Origin of the sequence: Bradyrhizobium sp. (genome assembly GCF_049512235.1) — a bacterium.
Classification (GTDB): Bacteria; Pseudomonadota; Alphaproteobacteria; order Rhizobiales; family Xanthobacteraceae; genus Bradyrhizobium.
Map to the genome: position 1 here is coordinate 1 of NZ_JBEKXH010000097.1, position 16975 is coordinate 16975.

The 16975-nt window shown below is 62.8% G+C and carries 13 protein-coding genes and 1 pseudogene; 6 read left to right on the plus strand and 8 right to left on the minus strand.

Translation table 11 applies throughout. The annotated features are described in order from the left end of the window. A partial coding sequence (locus tag ABSG20_RS11695) for a helix-turn-helix domain-containing protein (protein WP_423864662.1) occupies positions 1-612 on the plus strand: 612 nt, incomplete at its 5' end. A gap of 498 nt (positions 613-1110) precedes the next feature. Here ABSG20_RS11695 and ABSG20_RS11700 read toward each other — a convergent pair. Then, a pseudogene (locus ABSG20_RS11700) lies at positions 1111-1383 on the minus strand (HigA family addiction module antitoxin); the annotation flags it as partial. 184 nt (positions 1384-1567) lie between these two features. On the opposite strand from ABSG20_RS11700, the gene fxsT reads away from it, so the two are divergent. Then, positions 1568-4408, plus strand: coding sequence for an FxSxx-COOH system tetratricopeptide repeat protein (gene fxsT, locus ABSG20_RS11705; protein ID WP_423864663.1), 2841 nt, complete (start codon positions 1568-1570; stop codon positions 4406-4408). Positions 4409-4480: 72 nt separating this feature from the next. Here fxsT and ABSG20_RS11710 read toward each other — a convergent pair whose 3' ends face one another. Next, a complete protein-coding gene (locus ABSG20_RS11710; RefSeq protein WP_423864664.1) occupies positions 4481-5815 on the minus strand; it encodes a C39 family peptidase in 1335 nt (444 codons plus the stop codon). A 352-nt stretch (positions 5816-6167) separates the two neighbouring features. Here ABSG20_RS11710 and ABSG20_RS11715 point away from each other — a divergent pair, with 352 nt between their 5' ends. From ABSG20_RS11715 to ABSG20_RS11725, 3 genes are all read left to right on the plus strand, one after another. Further along, complete coding sequence (locus ABSG20_RS11715) at positions 6168-7490, plus strand: lytic murein transglycosylase (protein ID WP_423864665.1); 1323 nt, start codon at positions 6168-6170, stop codon at positions 7488-7490. A gap of 139 nt (positions 7491-7629) precedes the next feature. Next, positions 7630-8130, plus strand: a complete 501-nt coding sequence (locus ABSG20_RS11720) for a DUF1993 domain-containing protein (RefSeq protein ID WP_423864666.1) — start codon at positions 7630-7632, stop codon at positions 8128-8130. A 276-nt stretch (positions 8131-8406) separates the two neighbouring features. Then, a complete protein-coding gene (locus tag ABSG20_RS11725; protein WP_423864667.1) occupies positions 8407-9510 on the plus strand; it encodes an alkene reductase in 1104 nt (367 codons plus the stop codon). 136 nt (positions 9511-9646) lie between these two features. Here the strand turns inward: ABSG20_RS11725 and ABSG20_RS11730 are convergent, their stop codons facing one another. Further along, entirely contained in the window at positions 9647-11086 is a 1440-nt protein-coding gene (locus ABSG20_RS11730) for a GGDEF domain-containing protein (protein WP_423864668.1), read from the minus strand. A gap of 57 nt (positions 11087-11143) precedes the next feature. On the opposite strand from ABSG20_RS11730, the gene ABSG20_RS11735 reads away from it, so the two are divergent. Continuing rightward, positions 11144-12049: a tetratricopeptide repeat protein gene (locus ABSG20_RS11735; protein WP_423864669.1), complete on the plus strand. Its 906-nt coding sequence runs from the start codon at positions 11144-11146 to the stop codon at positions 12047-12049. On the opposite strand, the gene ABSG20_RS11740 is transcribed toward ABSG20_RS11735, so the two are convergent. The 5 genes from ABSG20_RS11740 to ABSG20_RS11760 form a co-directional block, all read right to left on the minus strand. Then, positions 12035-12751, minus strand: coding sequence for a hypothetical protein (locus ABSG20_RS11740; RefSeq protein ID WP_423864670.1), 717 nt, complete (start codon positions 12749-12751; stop codon positions 12035-12037). The two genes, ABSG20_RS11735 and ABSG20_RS11740, sit on opposite strands and share 15 nt — an antisense overlap. A gap of 231 nt (positions 12752-12982) precedes the next feature. Continuing rightward, positions 12983-14719: an ABC transporter substrate-binding protein gene (locus ABSG20_RS11745; protein WP_423864671.1), complete on the minus strand. Its 1737-nt coding sequence runs from the start codon at positions 14717-14719 to the stop codon at positions 12983-12985. A 128-nt stretch (positions 14720-14847) separates the two neighbouring features. Beyond that, positions 14848-15174: a DUF2160 domain-containing protein gene (locus ABSG20_RS11750; protein ID WP_423864672.1), complete on the minus strand. Its 327-nt coding sequence runs from the start codon at positions 15172-15174 to the stop codon at positions 14848-14850. 2 nt (positions 15175-15176) lie between these two features. After that, positions 15177-15983 (minus strand): carbohydrate ABC transporter permease, encoded by an 807-nt coding sequence (locus tag ABSG20_RS11755; RefSeq protein WP_423864673.1) that lies wholly within the window; start codon positions 15981-15983, stop codon positions 15177-15179. Then, positions 15983-16885, minus strand: coding sequence for a carbohydrate ABC transporter permease (locus ABSG20_RS11760; protein ID WP_423864674.1), 903 nt, complete (start codon positions 16883-16885; stop codon positions 15983-15985). Before ABSG20_RS11760 ends, ABSG20_RS11755 begins: the two co-directional genes overlap by 1 nt. Positions 16886-16975: the final 90 nt, after the last annotated feature.

A 16975-nucleotide genomic window follows, 5' to 3' on the forward strand; every position in this document is an offset into this window, starting at 1 on the left:
GCAATGATGATGCCCTATGCGGCCTTCCATGCCGCCGCGGAATCGCTCAGCTACGATGTCCATGTGCTGGCGCAGCGCTTCAATGCCGGTTTCGAGCAGGTCTGTCATCGGCTCACCACGCTGCAACGGCCGAACGCCCGCGGCGTGCCGTTTTTTCTGCTGCGCGTCGACAACGCCGGCAATGTTTCAAAACGGTTTTCCTCCGGCACTTTTCCATTTTCAAAATTCGGCGGCACCTGCCCGTTGTGGAACGTGCACTCGACCTTCGACACGCCGGACCAGTTGCTCAAGCAGGTGATCGAATTTTCCGACGGCACCAGGTACTTTTCGATCGCGCAGATGGTGCGCCGTCCGGTGACGCCGCATCCGCAGGCCCAGCCGCGTTTTGCGATCGGGTTGGGATGCGAGATCCGCCACGCCGCGCGGCTGGTCTATGCCGCCGGCATCGATCTGGAGAAAGCCGAGGGCACGCCGATCGGCGTCAATTGCCGGCTGTGCGAACGCGAAAACTGCAGCCAGCGCGCCGAGCCGCCGGTCACCCGCACCTTGATCCTCGACGAAAACACCCGCCGCGTGTCGTCGTTTGCGTTCAGCAATGCCAGGGAGTTGTGAGGGCTCCGCTCCGCGAACCCTCCACCCGTCGTCCCGGTCTTGAGCCGGGACGACGTGCGATAGACGTTTGCTCGCCTGTCCGACATGCGCGATGAAACCCACCGATTCAATTTGAGTGCGCCACCTACAAATTCGAACAGATGCTCATTGCGCCGGTTCGGGTGCAATTGAGGCCGTGCCTGTTGGTGTATTTGACCGTGCCCTGCGGGGGTTCGCAGATGGATGCGCCGCCTTGATCGTAGCAGCTCAATCCGGTGTCGGGATCGATGAATCTCGCCGATCGATCCTGGATGACGTGGTCGAGCACCCAGCCGTGAGATCGCATGCACGCCTGGAAGGACGGGCTGTCGGCAAAAGTGTTCTGGCGTGTAGCGCCACATTTGCGGCCGTCGGCGAGCTTCGCAGCCATGCTGCGGTCATGGCCGCCCGGCCGCAAGGTGGCCCTGAAAACATCGGTATCGGCGGACGCCGCGCTGAGCATTCCAACAAGAATGAGTGTGCCGAGGATATGCGCATCAGCGTGTCCATCGAAACGCCAAACGCCTTCTCGATGCGCAGCGCCATCTCGGGCGACAATGCCGCGCGCTCATTCAGCAGGGCCGACAGCGCGGGGCGGGTCACGCCCAACGCCTTGGCGGCGTCCGTTACCGACAGCTCCGGCGCCTCGACGATTTCGCTCTTCACCAACCCGCCGGGATGCGCGGGGTTCTTCACCCGGAAGCCGGTTTTGCCTTCACGCCAATTCCTGAGCGCCGAACCTGCGAATATCATTTTTTCATCTTTGTAATGCACTTCACACAACAGCTCGTGGTCTCGGCCGATAGTACGATCGAGAGTGGCTTCCCTTCCTCTGAACGATGGGTATCACCACATAGTCTGCGCAACGCCCGCTTATCGCAGGGAGACAGATCGAACGACCGGAGCCAGATCTCTATCAGAAACATAGGAGGTCATCATGGCCGCCGGGTCTGTATCGATAGCGACAATCTATGCGTTCGGCCCGTTCCGGCTTGACCTGCAGGCCGAGATGCTCAGCCGGGGCAAGGAGCCGGTCGCGATTGGGCGGCGGGCGGTCGCATTGTTGCGCATGCTGGTGGAGCGACCGGGCGCACCGGTCTCGAAGGATGCGCTCATCGAAGGAGCGTGGTCCGGCCGCGCCGTCGAGGAAAACAATCTGACCGTCCAGATCGCGGCGCTGCGGCGCGTTCTAGGCGAGGCGGGCGGGACAGACTGGATCGAGACGATGCCGCGCCGAGGCTATCGGTTTGTGGGTCCCTTGGTCGCCAAGGAGCAGAATGCCGACGCGACGGGTCCAACGATGGCCGTCACGCTTCCGGATCGCCCCTCGATCGCCGCCCTGCCGTTCATTGATGGGAGCTGCGATGCTGTTGGGCCATCTTCCGGGTTGCTCGATCCGGATCAGCACCCCTTTGCCGCGGCCCCGATTGCAAGCCTCCGCGGCATCGCCTCTGCTCGCGAGGCATCGGCGATTTCCAACATCCCGATCCGGGTGCCGATGCATTTCATGGGGCGCGACGATGCGCTGGCATCGATTCTGGCAAGGCTCGCCTGCCATGAGGGCCGCGTCGCCATCACGGCCCTGCACGGCCTGCGCGGCGTCGGCAAGACGACGCTTGCTGCTGCTTATGCCGAGCACCATCGCGGCGACTACCGAGCGACCTGGTGGATCAGGGCGCAGACCGAGCCAACGATGCGCGCGGATTTCGCGGCACTCGGCGTGCGGCTCGGCTGGGTTGGCGCCGAAGACAAGGAGGAACCGGCTGTTGCCGCCGTGATGGAGCGCCTGCGCTACGAGGGCAACGGGATTCTGCTGATCTACGACAACGCCGTCGACGCGCGTGCGCTCGAGCCCTATCTGCCGCGCGGCGGGACCGCCAATGTGCTGGTCACCTCGAATGCACACGCTTGGCGCGGCATCGCGGCGCCGGTCGAAATCCACCTGTGGCCGAATGAAATCGGCGCCGATTATCTGATCGCGCGCACCGGCCGCGATGACGAGCGAGCCGCCGCCGAGGCCCTGTCGGAAGCGCTCGGCGGCTTGCCGCTAGCCCATGAGCAGGCGGCTGCCTATTGCGAGCGACTCGATATTCCACTGGCAGAATATCGCACGCGCTTCGAGGCCGCGCCGGCGCGTTTCCTCGACGATACGCGCCATGCGCCGGCCGAGTATCACGACGGATTGACGGTGGCGAAGACCTTCGCCCTCGCCATCGCGGAGGCCGCGAAGCTTCACCCCGCCGCCGAGCCGCTGATCGTCCATGCCGCCCTGCTGGCACCGGAGCCGATACCGCTGTTCCTGTTCGCCGAGGCGCGCGAGAAGTTCGGCGAGCCGCTGGCGAGGTCGCTTGCCGGTGATGGCCTCGACGAGGCCGTGGCAGCGCTGCGCTGCTTTTCGCTGGTCGATCGCGAAATGATCAGGGACGAGCGGGATCCCACCGCCGTGACCGCTACGATCCGCCTGCACCGACTGGTGCGCCAGGTCGCGGCGCACAGGCGGGAAGGCGCGGCGCTGACGCAGGCCCGGCGGGCGCTGGGGGAGGCTGTGGCGGCGATCTATCCCGACGGAGTCCTGGACGACCCAAAGACCTGGCCGCGCGCACGGAGGCTGGATGCGCTGGCGTTGGACCTGGTCGATGTCGACGCCGCGCCGCCGCAGCAGGCCGACGATTGGACCGCGAATTTGTTGAATGGGCTTGCTTTGTACCGGCAGGGACCGCTCGCAACGTTTGCCCTTGCCCAACCGCTCTATGAGCGCGCGCTTGCGATCCGCGAAAACTTGCTCGGCCCCGACCATCCCGATACAGCGCAGAGCCTCCACAATCTCGCCAACCTGCTTCAGGACCAAGGAGACTTCGTGAGCGTACAACCGCTCCACGAGCGCGCACTTGCGATCCGCGAGAGGGTACTCGGGACCAGGCATCCCGATACGGCCCAGAGCCTCAACAGCCTCGCGATGCAGCTCGTGATCCAGGGCGACTTCGCGAATGCCGGGATGCTTCTCGAGCGCGCGCTCGCGATCCGCCAGGAAACGCTCGGCCCCGAGCATCCCGCCACCGCGCAAAGTCTCAACAACCTTGCCCGCGTGCTGCAAATGTCCGGCAATATTGTGGGGGCGGCGTCACTCCTCGAGCGCGCGCTGGTCATCCGTGAGAAGGCGCTTGGCCCCGAGCATCCCGCTACCGGGAAAAGCCTCAGCAACCTCGCCCGCATGCTTCAAGCCAAGGGCGACCTTGCGGGGGCACGGCCGCTGTTCGAGCGCGCGCTGGCCATCAGCGAGAAGGTCGTAGGCGCCGAGCATCCCGCTACCGCGCAAGGCCTCAGCAACCTCGCCCGCATGCTTCAAGCCCAGGGCGATCTTGCGGGGGCGCGGCCGCTCTCCGAGCGCGCGCTGGCCATCCGCGAAAAGGTGCTCGGCGCCGCACATCCCATTACGGCTTTGAGCCTCAGCCACCTTGCCGGCCTGCTCCTGGACCTGGGCGATCTCGCCGCCGCGAGGCCGCTGCAAGAGCGCTCTCTGGCCATCTTGGAGGTGATCCAGCCCGACCATCCGTTTACGAATCGCGCGCGTTACCATCTCGCGCGCCTGCACCTCGCAGAGGGAAATGCAGCCGATGCGCTCAAGTTCAGCGAGGTTGCTGTTGCCGCTCACGAAAAAGCATTGGGCGTAAGGCATCGCTTCACCAGGGACTCCGCCCGCATCGCCGCCGACGCACTCGCCGCTCTGGGCCGCGCCGCCGAGGCGGCGGTGCTGCGCGGCCGCTATGGCATGCGGTAATTCTGTTTTACGAGATTGAAAGCAATGCCGGACACATGTCCGGCATTGCACTGACGCTCGCGCTATTGAAGCTCAGCCCTTTCTGGTGAGGCAGACATTGACCAAGGTCGCCCCCGACGAGTAGCTGGCAGGGAAATCCTCGTACTGGATTGCGGTTTCGCCCGCGGTAGGATCGCAGATCAACAGCATATCGTTGAGGACGCCGGCGATGGCGACGCAGTGTTGTCCGGTATTTAGTGCCTTCCAGGCGATGTCCACCGCGATGGGCCGGCCCGCGGCGATCTCTGACTGTATCTGCGCCAGCGTGATCGACCCCTGTGAGTCGTTTCGGCTTCCCCCTGGATTGTTCCGGTTGCCGTTGACGTCAAGAGCATCGCCGACACCCCCGGTTTTTAGACAAACGCCCCCAAATCCACCGGTGATGCCGGCGGCAGGGCTGTCCAGGACGTTGAGCGCGGCATTGGAGTACGGATCGGCCAGGACATTTGCCAAGCTGGTATTCGCCGCCAGGACCGCCGCGCTCGGGCTGCACGAGGTGCTCCCGCCGGTGAGCTCCTTGATCACGCCCGTCATTACGGAACCTTGCGTGGCTTTGCTGGCTGGGTCGTAAAAATGGTTGATGCGCGTCGCCACGGCGATCCAGCACCAGTTGGCCGATTCCTGGAACTGCATGCGCAGACCTATATTTTGCGGAACGTCCTGCCCGGTGTTGCCCGGAAGCGTTTGCTGCGCTGACCAGGTATTGCCGTTGAAGAACGCGTAGAACAGCCGTTGGTCGTTGTTCTCTCCTTTCCACATGGCGTACAGCTTGCCGTCGAACTCCGCCAGCACCGGTCCGATGCTGCTGGCGCCGCCCGCGATCCGGGTCTGGGACGACCATTCGGAGCCGTTGAACGACGCGTAATAGAGGCCCTGGTCGTTGCTCACGCCTTTGCATGCGGCATAGAGTTTGCCGTTGAAAGCGCACAGCGTCGGCCCTATGCTGCTGCCCACGCTGGACATGCTGGTCTGGGACGACCAAGCGGCCCCGTCAAATGACGCGTAGTAGAGGTCCTGGTCGTTGTTCTCGCCCTTCCACAGGGCGTAGAGTTTGCCGTCGAACTCCGCCAGCTCTGGCCCTATGCTGCTTCCTACGCCCGGGATCTGAGCCTGGGCAGACCAGTTGACGCCATCGAATGACGCGAAGAACAGGCGCTGGTCGGCTTCCTCGCCCTTCCAGGCCGCATAGATCCGGCCTTTGAATACGGCGAGCCCGGGTCCAACGCTGCTGTTGCCGGGGATCGTCTTCGGTTCACCCCATGTCGTTCCATCAAATGCAGCGAAGAACAGGCGGTCATCGCCGACTTCACCCTTCCATGCGGCGTAGGGCTTGGAATTAAAGCCCTGGAGACCCTGACTAATGCTCATGGTATGGTCCTCCTCAAATGTGTGAGTGCCTCCGTGTCGGAAGCGAATGGTTACAGTCTGGGTCTGCCGATGTCGGAGGTCGTGAAGCAATCGCTAAAAAGTCAGGAAAAGTTCCTGAATCGTGCTTACTCGGAGGTCGCGGCAATCCACAGGCAATTTCCTCGTTGTCCCGGCCTTGAGCCGGGGCGGTTGGATAGACATAAAATTCGATTCTGGAAGACCGCCTCTCACTGCGCTTCGCGATAGGCCTGCATGATCGATTGCGCCCTCCGACGCAACGGCGCTGACATCAGGCGAGGAACGATGTTACGACAACGCAACCTTCGCCAATTGGCACCTCTCGGCAGATCACATGAAGCGTTTCTCGACGGCATTATTTTTTTTCGGCGCGGTCCTGTTGCCTGTGCTGCTCACTGCGAAGCCGGCATCGACGCAACCGGCTGCGGCTCCAGCTAAACCATTGGCCGCACCAAGCCCACGCGGCGCCGCCTGCCACAACGGTCTGTCCTTCGACCGCTTCCTCGCTGACCTGAAACAGCAGGCGGTCGCTGCCGGAGTATCGCAGCGCGCGATCGCGGAAGCCGCGCCGGACATGGTCTACGACCAGGGCATCGTCAACCGCGACCGCGGCCAGCGCGTGTTCGGGCAGGTCTTTGCCGAATTCGCCGGCCGCATGGCCGCGAGCTACCGGATGCAGCAGGGCCAGGCCAGGATCAAGACCTATGCCGCGGCCTTTGCGCGCGCGGAAAAGGAATACGGCGTGCCGCCGCCGGTGGTCGCCGCGTTCTGGGGTCTGGAAAGCGATTTCGGCGCCAACATGGGCAATTTGCCGACGCTGCGCTCGTTGGTCTCATTGGCCTATGACTGCCGCCGCGCGCAGATGTTTGCCAACGAAACCATCGCCGCGCTGAAAATCATCGACCGCGGCGACCTTACGCCGGCGGAGATGGTCGGCTCCTGGGCCGGCGAACTCGGCCAGACGCAATTTCTGCCGACGCGTTATTTTGACTATGCCGTCGACTATGACGGCGACGGCCATCGCGATCTCCTGCGCAGCCCCGAAGACGTGATCGGCTCGACCGCGAACTACATCGCCAACGGATTGAAATGGCGCCGCAGCGAACCATGGCTGGAGGAGGTGCGGGTAGCGCTCAACCTCGCGGCGGGTTTTCCCTGGGATCAGGCCGATCTGGCGATCCAGCTGCCGCGCTCGAAATGGGCGCAGTTGGGCGTGACCTACGCCGACGGCCGCACGCTGCCGAACGATGATCTGCCGGCGTCGCTGCTGTTGCCGATGGGCCGCATGGGACCGGCCTTCCTGGCCTATGCCAATTTCGCCGCCTATACCGAGTGGAACAACTCGCTGATCTATTCGATCACCGCCGGCTATCTCGCCACCCGCATCAGTGGCGCGCCGCCGATGCATCGCCCGGCGACGCCGGTCGCGCAACTGCCGTTTGCGGAACTGCGCGAACTGCAGCAATTACTGGTGCGCTCAGGCTTCGCTGTCGGCAAGATCGACGGCGTGATGGGCCAGCAAAGCCGCAGCGCGATCAAGGCGATGCAGATCAAATACGGCCTGCCCGCCGATTCCTGGCCGTCGGTCGAATTGCTGGTGCGGATGCGCGGACCGCGCGCCCAGCCGCCTCCGCCGGGAGCGGCGGCCGTGCGTTAGGGTGTTTTCGGGTTAAGATGGCCCGTAGGCCGATGACGCTGCGTCTCGGAGGTTGGCCACGGCACCCCGAAAATGCTCCAGTTTAGACGCGTCCAACTCGGCAAAGCCAAATTCTCCTCATCAACCGAAAGAACATGCCATGTCCTTCTACGACGCTTCCGTTCCGGCCTTCCTGCAAATCCTCGGCAGCCTGCAGGGAGTCCTGATCAAGGCCGAGGCCTTCTGCAAGGCGAAGAATGTCGCGCCGGAGGTGCTGCTCGGCGCGCGGCTTTATCCCGACATGTTTCCGCTCACGCGGCAGATCCAGACGGCGTGCGATTTCGCCGCCAAAACTTGCGCGCGCCTGACCTCGAGCGAGGTGCCGGCGATTCCCGACACCGAAAAGACGTTTGAGGAACTGAAGCAGCGGCTCGCCAGCACCGTCGACTATGTCAAGGCGTTCAAGCCTTCGCAGTTCGATGGTGCCGAAAGCCGCGATATCAGCTTTCCCGTCGGCCCCACCACCATGACGCTGAAGGGCCAGCAGTTCCTCAGTCATTTTGCATTCCCGAATTTCTATTTCCATGCCTCGACCGCCTACGGCATCCTGCGCCACAACGGCGTCGAAATCGGCAAACGCGATTTTCTCGGGGTTAGTTAATATTCTCGTCATCCCCGGGCGCACTTGCTGCTCACCTCGCCCCGCTTGCCAGTACGCTTCGACCATCGGGGCCCTTGCTGGCAGGTTCTCCGTGCCGTTTGTTTTCTGATTTCGAATAAATCATCCTACATCAACGCTTTCGCTCCTTCTCGATAGCGGTCATCTCGGCGACATTGTGCGCGGCTCGTGTGCAAAAGCCGAGTGGCTCGGACCATTGCCGCGACGCTCTCAAATACCCAACTACCCCTTACCCGCCACTTTTTCTGGAAATCAGACATGACCACGCCGACCAAACTCTTCGAGCCCTTTAGGCTTGGCCCGATCACACTTCCGAACCGGATGGTGATGGCGCCGCTGACGCGCAACCGGGCGGTCGAAGGCATGGTGCCCAGTCCACTGGCAATAGAATATTACGGCCAGCGCGCCTCCGCCGGGCTCCTGATCACCGAGGCCAGCCAGGTTTCGCAGCAGGGCCAGGGTTATCAGGACACGCCCGGGATCTATTCACGGGAACAGGTCGCAGGCTGGCGCAAGGTCACGGACCGCGTGCATGAGTGCGGCGGACGCATCTTCATTCAGATCTGGCATGTCGGACGTATTTCGCACATCTCGCTGCAGCCCGGTCACGGCGCGCCGGTCGCGCCGTCCGCCATCCGCGCCAAGGGCAAGACGTTTGTCGGCGGCACCTTTATCGATATCTCCGAGCCGCGGGCGCTGGCGCTGGAGGAAATCCCCGGGATTATCGAGAGCTTTAAACGCGGCACCGCGAACGCGCTTGAAGCCGGTTTCGACGGCGTCGAGATTCATGGCGCCAATGGTTATCTCCTGGATCAGTTCGCCAAGGACGGCACCAACAAGCGCCTGGACGGCTATGGCGGATCGATCGAGAACCGCGCCAGGCTGATGCTCGAGGTTGCAAAAGTCGTAGCCGCGGAAGCCGGGCCGGAGCGCACCGGGATCCGGATTTCGCCGGTGACGCCGGCCAACGATGTCTCCGACAGCAACCCGCAGCCGCTGTTCGACCATATCGTCGATCATCTCAACGCGCTAAAGCTCGTCTACATCCATGTCATCGAGGGCGCCACCGGCGGCCCGCGCGACATTGCGCCGTTCGACTATGCGAGCTTGCGCAAGCGCTTCAAGGGCGCCTATATCGCCAACAACGGCTATGATTTCGAACTCGCGACCAAAATGCTGGCGGCGGGCGCGGCCGACCTGATCGCATTCGGCAAGCCGTTCATCTCAAATCCCGACCTGGTCGAACGCCTCAAGCGCGGCGCGCCGCTGAACCCGCCCGACAAGGCGACCTTCTACGGCGGCGGCGCCAGGGGCTACACGGATTATCCGGTGCTCGGAGAGGTGCTGGACGCGGCGCAGTAGGCAAGCCGGTGCGATTTCCCGGCCCACTGTTGCCGGCCGGGCTGAACCGAACGGGCGGGCGGACAAGAGTGGCGAGAATCAAGCTCCGTTGCAGATCGCTTTTTTGATCTGCGGGGGCGCCACGTTTCCCAACGCCTTACGACACCGGGCTCGGCAGCTCCGCGCTGAGCAGCGGCGATGTGACGACGATATCGGTGGTTGCGGCGCATACCCGGTTGCGGCCGGTTTTTTTGGCCTGGTAGAGCGCTTGGTCGGCGGCTTCGACCAGTTCGGGCGCGGTATGGTCGGCGTGCAAGGGCAATGAACCGACGCCGGAGCTGATGGTGACAATCTCCATGGGGCTGCCGGCATGCGGAATCTCAAGCGCCGCAACGGCCACACGAACCCGCTCCGCGATCACCAAGGCGCCGGGCAAGTCGGTTGCCGGAAGCAGGATCACGAATTCTTCGCCGCCATAGCGCGCAGCATGATCGCCGGGCCGGTTTAGCGCGCCCCTGACGGCGGCGCTGACCTGGCGCAGGCAATCGTCGCCACCCTGGTGTCCATAGCGATCGTTGAAGGCCTTGAAGAAATCGATATCGATCAGCACCGCCGCCAATGGCAGTTGCTGTCGTCGCGAGCGGCGGAATTCCTCTGCCAGCATCTCGTCAAAGCCGCGGCGGTTGAACAGCTCGGTCAAGGCATCGAGCCGAACCAGTCTGTGCAGCACGGCGTTGCTCACGGCCGCCTCAAGGTACAGCAGCGTGATGTCATGCAGCAAGAACAGCAACACCGTCAGCGATGCGCAGAGGCTGCCGGACTTGGCCAGATACCAGCCCAGGGTGAAGCGCACCGATCCGTGAGAGTTAAGCCAGACTTCGAGGCCGCTGGCGACCATTGCGACCAGAAGCCAGAGCCGTTCCGGCGTCGTCGCGCGCAAGGCGACGACGCTGAGTAGCGCGGCAATCGTGACGGCCCCCACCGGCACGAACATGAAAAGCGCGGTGCCGGTGAACAGGTACTGGCCGTCGGCCAGCAAGGTCGGCAGCATCTCCGCATAGGACGACGAAATCCAGGTCGCGAGCAGGGCCAGAACCGGCACCACGATGAGTGTCAGGCGCAATGACGATGCCGCCGGCGTTGGCCGGCTGGCAAACCAGGCGTACCGGATGATGCCGATGCCAAAGCCGACATGCCAGAAAAACCATATCCACAATGAAGTCTGTGGCGAACCCATCAGTCGCGTCGGCATGAAGCCACCCGGGAAGCTCGCCATCTGCGCGATGATCATCAGCGTGACATAGAGGTAGACGGCGCCCAACCGGGTGGTATCGCTACGTCCCTCGATCTCGCCCTTGATGAAAAGCAGGGCCGCCAACAACAGGTTGATGACGAACATCGCCGCCTGGAACATGGCAAAGAAGCCGGGAACGACCAGGGTCACAGTGTCGGCGAACGGTGTCGCGACAGCTCCGCCGACGATCAGAACCGCGATTGTCGCGGTCGCAAACCAGCGTTGGCGCGTTCCGATCCGCGATCGGTTGGCCAGTGCCGGCTCCTGCCAGGACGATATCACCCCATCCAGTATTTCGGTCATCGATACGCCAGCGTTCGCAACGGTGCCATGAATGTCGGCGAAAGGGATGAAGGAAGGTTGAACCGAGGTCTGTTCACCGTACTTTCACGGGGTGGCCACGCCAACATCGTGGGTGATTCAGAGAGCAAACGCAGCTATATGCACCCTATGAGTTACAGCCGCACCGCAGAGGAGATGGTTCGCCGTGCCACGGCGGCGTTCAACTCCGGCAAGGCTGACGAGGCGCGCAGGCTCTGCGAACAGGGTCTTGCCGGCCGGCCAGGCGATCCCATGCTGCACCACCTGCTGGCCGCGGTGCTGCTTTCACAGCATGAGCTTTCGGCGGCGCGCGCCCACGTTGAGGAGAGTCTCGCAAGACGGCCCGACCATGCCGCCGCGCAACTGCTGGCGGCACGTATTGCCCGCGCCGCCCGCGATTTCGACGGCGCGCTTGCGCACCTCGATCGGGTGATTGCGCTGGCTCCCCAGCGGGAAGCCTTTCTCGAAAAGGCCCGGACATTCGACGCTGCCGGTGTTCGGCCTGCCGCGCGCGAGGCATGGCGGGCTATTCTGAAGGTCATCCCGCAACATCTGGAGGCGATGGCGCGGCTCGGAAGGTTGGCATGGGAGGATGGCGACCATGCCACTGCGGCGAGCCTGCTCGAACGCGCCACCAGGCTCGACGCTCCGGCGCCGGTCTGGTTCGATCTCGGCCTGGTCCGCCAGGACCTGCACGACCATCAGGGTGCCGCCGCCGCCTACCGCCGGGCATTCGAACTAGAGCCGGACTATGCCGAAGCCGCGCTCAATCTCGGCGTCGCACTGCAGGAAGCCGGCGATCCCGACGGCGCGATGGAAGCCTACGCGCGCGCCTATCAGCTGCGGCCAAACATGTTCGGCACCATCGCAATGGCGCTGACCTCGGCGCCGCACGGCCGGCTCTGGCTCGATGAGGCCGCGCTGCGCAAATCACTCGGAGACTAGGCGACCCCGCCGCGCGCGAAAACGCTTGCGATAGACGCCGGGCGTCGCCAGCACCTCGGCCACCGTCTTGGTATAGGCCGTGCGGTGAGCCTCATCGAAGGTTTCGAATTCGAGTTGCGGCGCGGAGCGCGGCACCGCGAACACCTGCGCCACCGGCATGCCTCGCGGCAGCACGCCGGAAAAATCCGGCCGGGTCCACAGCGCCGGGAAATTGATGCCGCCATCGTGGAAGCGATCGGCATCGACCAGTCCTGTAACCGTACGGAACGGCAGGTCCTCGCGATTGACGGGGTGGGTGGCGAACAACGACCATTCGGGCTCAAGCTCAATGGTCCAGAAACTGTTGAATTTGATCGCGGCCAGGCCATCCCTGGCAACCGGCGTATCGGGTAGCTGGGCGGCGACATGAAAACTCAACGGCGCACGCGGGTGCCCTGAGGTCGAAGGCTCGGGGATGTCCCAGTCCCACGAGAACGCGCCACGCTCGACGGCAACATCGCAGGGCAGCAGGATCGAAACACCGTAGGCCATGGCGTCGACAAAGGGCGGACATTGCTTGACCGTGCGAATCTCGCGGCCGTGGATTTGCGAATGAGCCTTGGCCGGCATGGCGCGGAGCCAGTCCGGCAGCGCGCGGCGCGCCGGCACCGGTCGCGGCAGATGCGCCGACAGCGCCGGATCGCAGCGGAAAATCATGCGCATGGTGAACTCCTGTCATCGTCGTGCCCTCGAAAGTGGGCAACCAGCAATCGCCGGCACCGGAGATGGAATCGAAAGGCGGGCGGCGTACTGGTTCGTCCGCTTTGGCGGACGATGACGGATGTATATTAGAAAAAGGCCGGGATCGCTCCCGGCCCTGTAGTTTTTCCCGATGGCCGTGTCTTCGAGTACGAAAACGTGCTCTTGCCCGGCCTTGACGAGGCTTGAGAGACCTCAGTTCGAGGCGCGCTTCGGCGGCGAGGCCGGCCACGACTTGATTAGCGTGTCGTAGTCGACGGTTTCGCCCTTCGGCTTTTCGTTCGCCAGCTTGCGCTGGGGCGCGACGTTGCCGTCCTTTTCCGACTTGGCGAACCAGTACTCAGCCGTTTCCTTCTTGTTGAGCTTCGGTCCGCAGGCGCCCTGGACGCCGGATTTCTCCAGACGTTCCATTACCGAGTCCTGGGCGGCGGCGAGCGAATCCATCGCCGCCTGCGGCGTCTTCGCACCGGACGACGCATCGCCGATGTTCTGCCACCACAATTGCGCCAGCTTCGGATAATCCGGCACGTTGTTGCCGGTCGGGGTCCACTGCACGCGCGCCGGCGAGCGGTAGAACTCGATCAGGCCGCCGAGCTTCGGCGCGCGCTCGGTGAACGACTTGTCCCAGATGTCGGATTCACGGATGAAGGTGAGACCGACTTGGCTCTTCTTCAGGGACACCGTCTTGGAGACGATGAACTGCTGATAGAGCCAGGCCGCCTTGCGGCGATCAACCGGGGTGGATTTCAGCAAGGTCGCCGAACCGACGTCCTGGTAGCCGAGCTTCATGCCCTCCTTCCAGTACGCGCCGTGCGGCGACGGCGCCATACGCCACTTCGGCGTACCGTCGGCATTCATCACCGGACCCGGCTTCACCATATCGGCGGTAAAAGCGGTGTACCAGAAGATCTGCTGGGCGATGTTGCCTTGTGCCGGAACCGGTCCGGATTCCGAGAAGGTCATGCCTTGCGCCTGCGGCGGGGCATATTTCTTCATCCAGTCGAGGTACTTGACGATCGAATAGACCGCTGCCGGACCGTTGACATCGCCGCCACGCTCGACCGACGAACCGACGGGACGACAGCCTTCCATCCGGATGCCCCATTCGTCGACCGGAAGTCCGTTCGGGATGCCCTTGTCGCCGCTGCCGGCCATCGACAACCAGGCGTCCGTGAACCGCCAGCCCAGCGAAGGATCCTTCTTGCCGTAGTCCATGTGACCATAGACCTTGACGCCGTCGATTTCCTTGATGTCGTTGGTGAAGAAATCGGCGATGTCCTCATAAGCCGACCAGTTCACGGGAACGCCGAGATCGTAGCCGTATTTGGCCTTGAACTTGGCCTTGTAGTCGGGATTGGAGAACCAGTCGTAGCGGAACCAATAGAGGTTCGCGAACTGCTGGTCGGGCAACTGGTACAGATGACCGTTCGGCGCCGTGGTGAACGACTTGCCGATGAAGTCATTGACGTCCAGCCCCGGGTTGGTGACGTCCTTGCCTTCGCCGGCCATCCAGTCCGTCAGATCGACGGCCTGACCATAGCGGAAATGCGTCCCGATAAAGTCCGAGTCGTTGATCCAGGCGTCATACACATTCTTGCCGGATTGCATCTGGGTCTGGATCTTTTCGACGACATCGCCTTCCTGAATGACGTCGTGTTTCACCTTGATGCCCGTAATCTCCTCGAAGGCCTTGGCAAGCGTTCTCGATTCATATTCGTGCACTGTCAGCGTTTCCGAAACAGCGTTGATCTCCATTCCCTTGAAGGGTTCAGCGGCCTTGATGAACCACTGCATTTCCTTCATCTGGTCTTCCTTGGACAGCGTCGAAGGCTGAAACTCGCTGTCGATCCATTTTTTGGCAGCGGCCTCGTCGGCAAAGGCAGGCGCGGTGACCGCAGCCGACGCTGCCATCAGCGCGAGCGCGCTTGTCATCATTAGAACACGGGTCCTGGTCAAGGGACCTTTACTTCTCTCCAAGTGTCGCATGGTTGGTTCCTCCGTTGCAGCGACAAACACATCCAGGCCCGGGTTGATCCCGGATCTGCTCATTTTCGCTTGCCTCAGACGGTGCGGAAAATCGCAACGGCCGAAACAACCGAAATCACGGTAGCGAGCCACAGGCTCGACAATTCAATTCCGCCTCCGAGGGGAAGGGTTGCTATGGTGTCGGTACCGAAAAAGCCGATCCACGCCAGATGGATCACCGCGGCCGTGATCAGCGAGACGAACAATCGATCGCCGCGGGTGGTTGGAATGCGCAGGATCCCGACCCGCTCGGCTTCCGGATAGGCGACCGCGAGCCAGGTCATGACCGCGAGCGTTGCGGCCAGCAGCACGAAAAAGATCGCGGTCGGCAGCGTCCAGGCCATCCATGCGATATTTTCCATGGCTACACCCTGCCGAGCGCGAAACCGCGCGCGATGTAATTGCGGACAAACCAGATCACCAGCGCGCCGGGGATGATGGTGAGGACGCCGGCGGCGGCCAGCAAACCCCAATCCATTCCGGCCGCGGAAACGGTGCGGGTCATGACCGCCGAGATCGGCTTGGCGTTGACCGAGGTCAGCGTGCGCGCCAAAAGCAGCTCGACCCAGGAAAACATGAAGCAGAAGAACGCCGCGACACCGATGCCGCTGGCGATCAGGGGCACCAGGATCTTGACGAAGAAGCGCGGGAACGAATAGCCGTCGAGAAAAGCCGTTTCGTCGATCTCGCGCGGCACGCCGGACACGAATCCTTCCAGGATCCACACCGCCAGGGGCACGTTGAAGATGCAGTGCGCCAGCGCCACCGCCCACGGCGTATCGAACAGGTCGATCGCGGAATAGAGATTGAAGAACGGCAGCGCATAGACCGCCGCCGGCGCCATCCGGTTCGACAACAGCCAGAAGAACAGATGCTTGTCGCCGAGAAACCTGTAGCGAGAAAACGCGTAAGCCGCCGGCAACGCCACCGAAATCGAGATCAAGGTATTGATGACCACGTATTTCAGCGAATTGATGTAGCCGGAATACCAGCTCTCGTCGGTGAAGATGCGCATGTAATGGGTGATGGTCGGGTGGTGCGGCCACAGCGTCATGGTCGAGACGATCTCGTTGTTGGTCTTGAAACTCATATTGACCAGCCAGTAGATCGGCAGCAGCAGGAAAATCAGGAACAGCGAGAGGATGAGGCGGCGGCCGGGAATGGAATGCATCACGCGATCCCCTTCTCGGCCTGACGCCCGGCGCCGGCATTGGTCATGACGGTATAGAATATCCAGCACACGATGATGATGATCAGATTGTAGACCAGCGACAACGCCGCCGCCTTGCCGAGATCGAATTGGCCGAGCGCGATCTTGACCAGTTCGATGGAAATGAATGTCGTCGAATTGCCCGGGCCGCCACCGGTCACCACGAACGGCTCGGTGTAGATCATGAAGCTGTCCATGAAGCGCAGCAGCACCGCGATCAGCAGCACGCGGTGCATCTTCGGAAGCTGGATCGCGGTAAACACCGCCCAGCGCGACGCCCCGTCGATCTGCGCCGCCTGATAGTAGGCGTCGGGGATCGACTTCAGCCCGGCATAGCACAACAGCGCGACCAGACTGGTCCAGTGCCAGACATCCATCACGATGACGGTGGCCCAGGCGTCGAAGTCGTTGGAGACGTAGTTGTAGTTGATGCCGATGCCGTTCAGCACATAGCCCAACAGGCCGATATCGGGCCGCCCGAAAATCTGCCAGATGGTTCCGACCACGTTCCAGGGGATCAAGAGCGGCAGCGCCAGGATCACAAGGCAGGCGGCGACCGTCCAGCCCTGGCGCGGCATCGACAGCGCGACCACGATGCCAAGCGGCACCTCGATGGCAAGGATCACGGCCGAGAAAAACAGGTTGCGCCACAGCGAGGCGAAGAACCGGCTGCCGAGATCGGTCGAGGGATCGAGCAATTCCTTGAACCAGCCGACGCCATTCCAGAAGAACTGGTTGTTGCCGAAGGTGTCCTGCATTGAATAGTTCACCACCGTCATCAACGGCAGGATGGCGGAAAACGCCACCACCAGACACACCGGCAGCACCAGGAACCAGGCCTTCTGATTGATGGTCTTGTCCATTACGCCGCTCCCTCGACCAGAACGCTGTCGGCGTAGACGTGAACGCGGGAGGGGTCGAACACGAGGCCAGCGGCATTGCCTTCGATCGAA

Coding starts and splice junctions, on each gene's coding strand:
- ABSG20_RS11740 (WP_423864670.1), bottom strand. CDS start 12,751: ATGCGCATGATTTTCCGCTGCGATCCGGCGCTGTCGGCGCATCTGCCG.
- ABSG20_RS11750 (WP_423864672.1), bottom strand. CDS start 15,174: ATGGAAAATATCGCATGGATGGCCTGGACGCTGCCGACCGCGATCTTT.
- ABSG20_RS11755 (WP_423864673.1), bottom strand. CDS start 15,983: ATGCATTCCATTCCCGGCCGCCGCCTCATCCTCTCGCTGTTCCTGATT.
- ABSG20_RS11760 (WP_423864674.1), bottom strand. CDS start 16,885: ATGGACAAGACCATCAATCAGAAGGCCTGGTTCCTGGTGCTGCCGGTG.
- ABSG20_RS11745 (WP_423864671.1), bottom strand. CDS start 14,719: ATGACAAGCGCGCTCGCGCTGATGGCAGCGTCGGCTGCGGTCACCGCG.
- ABSG20_RS11715 (WP_423864665.1), top strand. CDS start 6,168: ATGAAGCGTTTCTCGACGGCATTATTTTTTTTCGGCGCGGTCCTGTTG.
- fxsT (WP_423864663.1), top strand. CDS start 1,568: ATGGCCGCCGGGTCTGTATCGATAGCGACAATCTATGCGTTCGGCCCG.
- ABSG20_RS11720 (WP_423864666.1), top strand. CDS start 7,630: ATGTCCTTCTACGACGCTTCCGTTCCGGCCTTCCTGCAAATCCTCGGC.
- ABSG20_RS11730 (WP_423864668.1), bottom strand. CDS start 11,086: ATGACCGAAATACTGGATGGGGTGATATCGTCCTGGCAGGAGCCGGCA.
- ABSG20_RS11725 (WP_423864667.1), top strand. CDS start 8,407: ATGACCACGCCGACCAAACTCTTCGAGCCCTTTAGGCTTGGCCCGATC.
- ABSG20_RS11710 (WP_423864664.1), bottom strand. CDS start 5,815: ATGAGCATTAGTCAGGGTCTCCAGGGCTTTAATTCCAAGCCCTACGCC.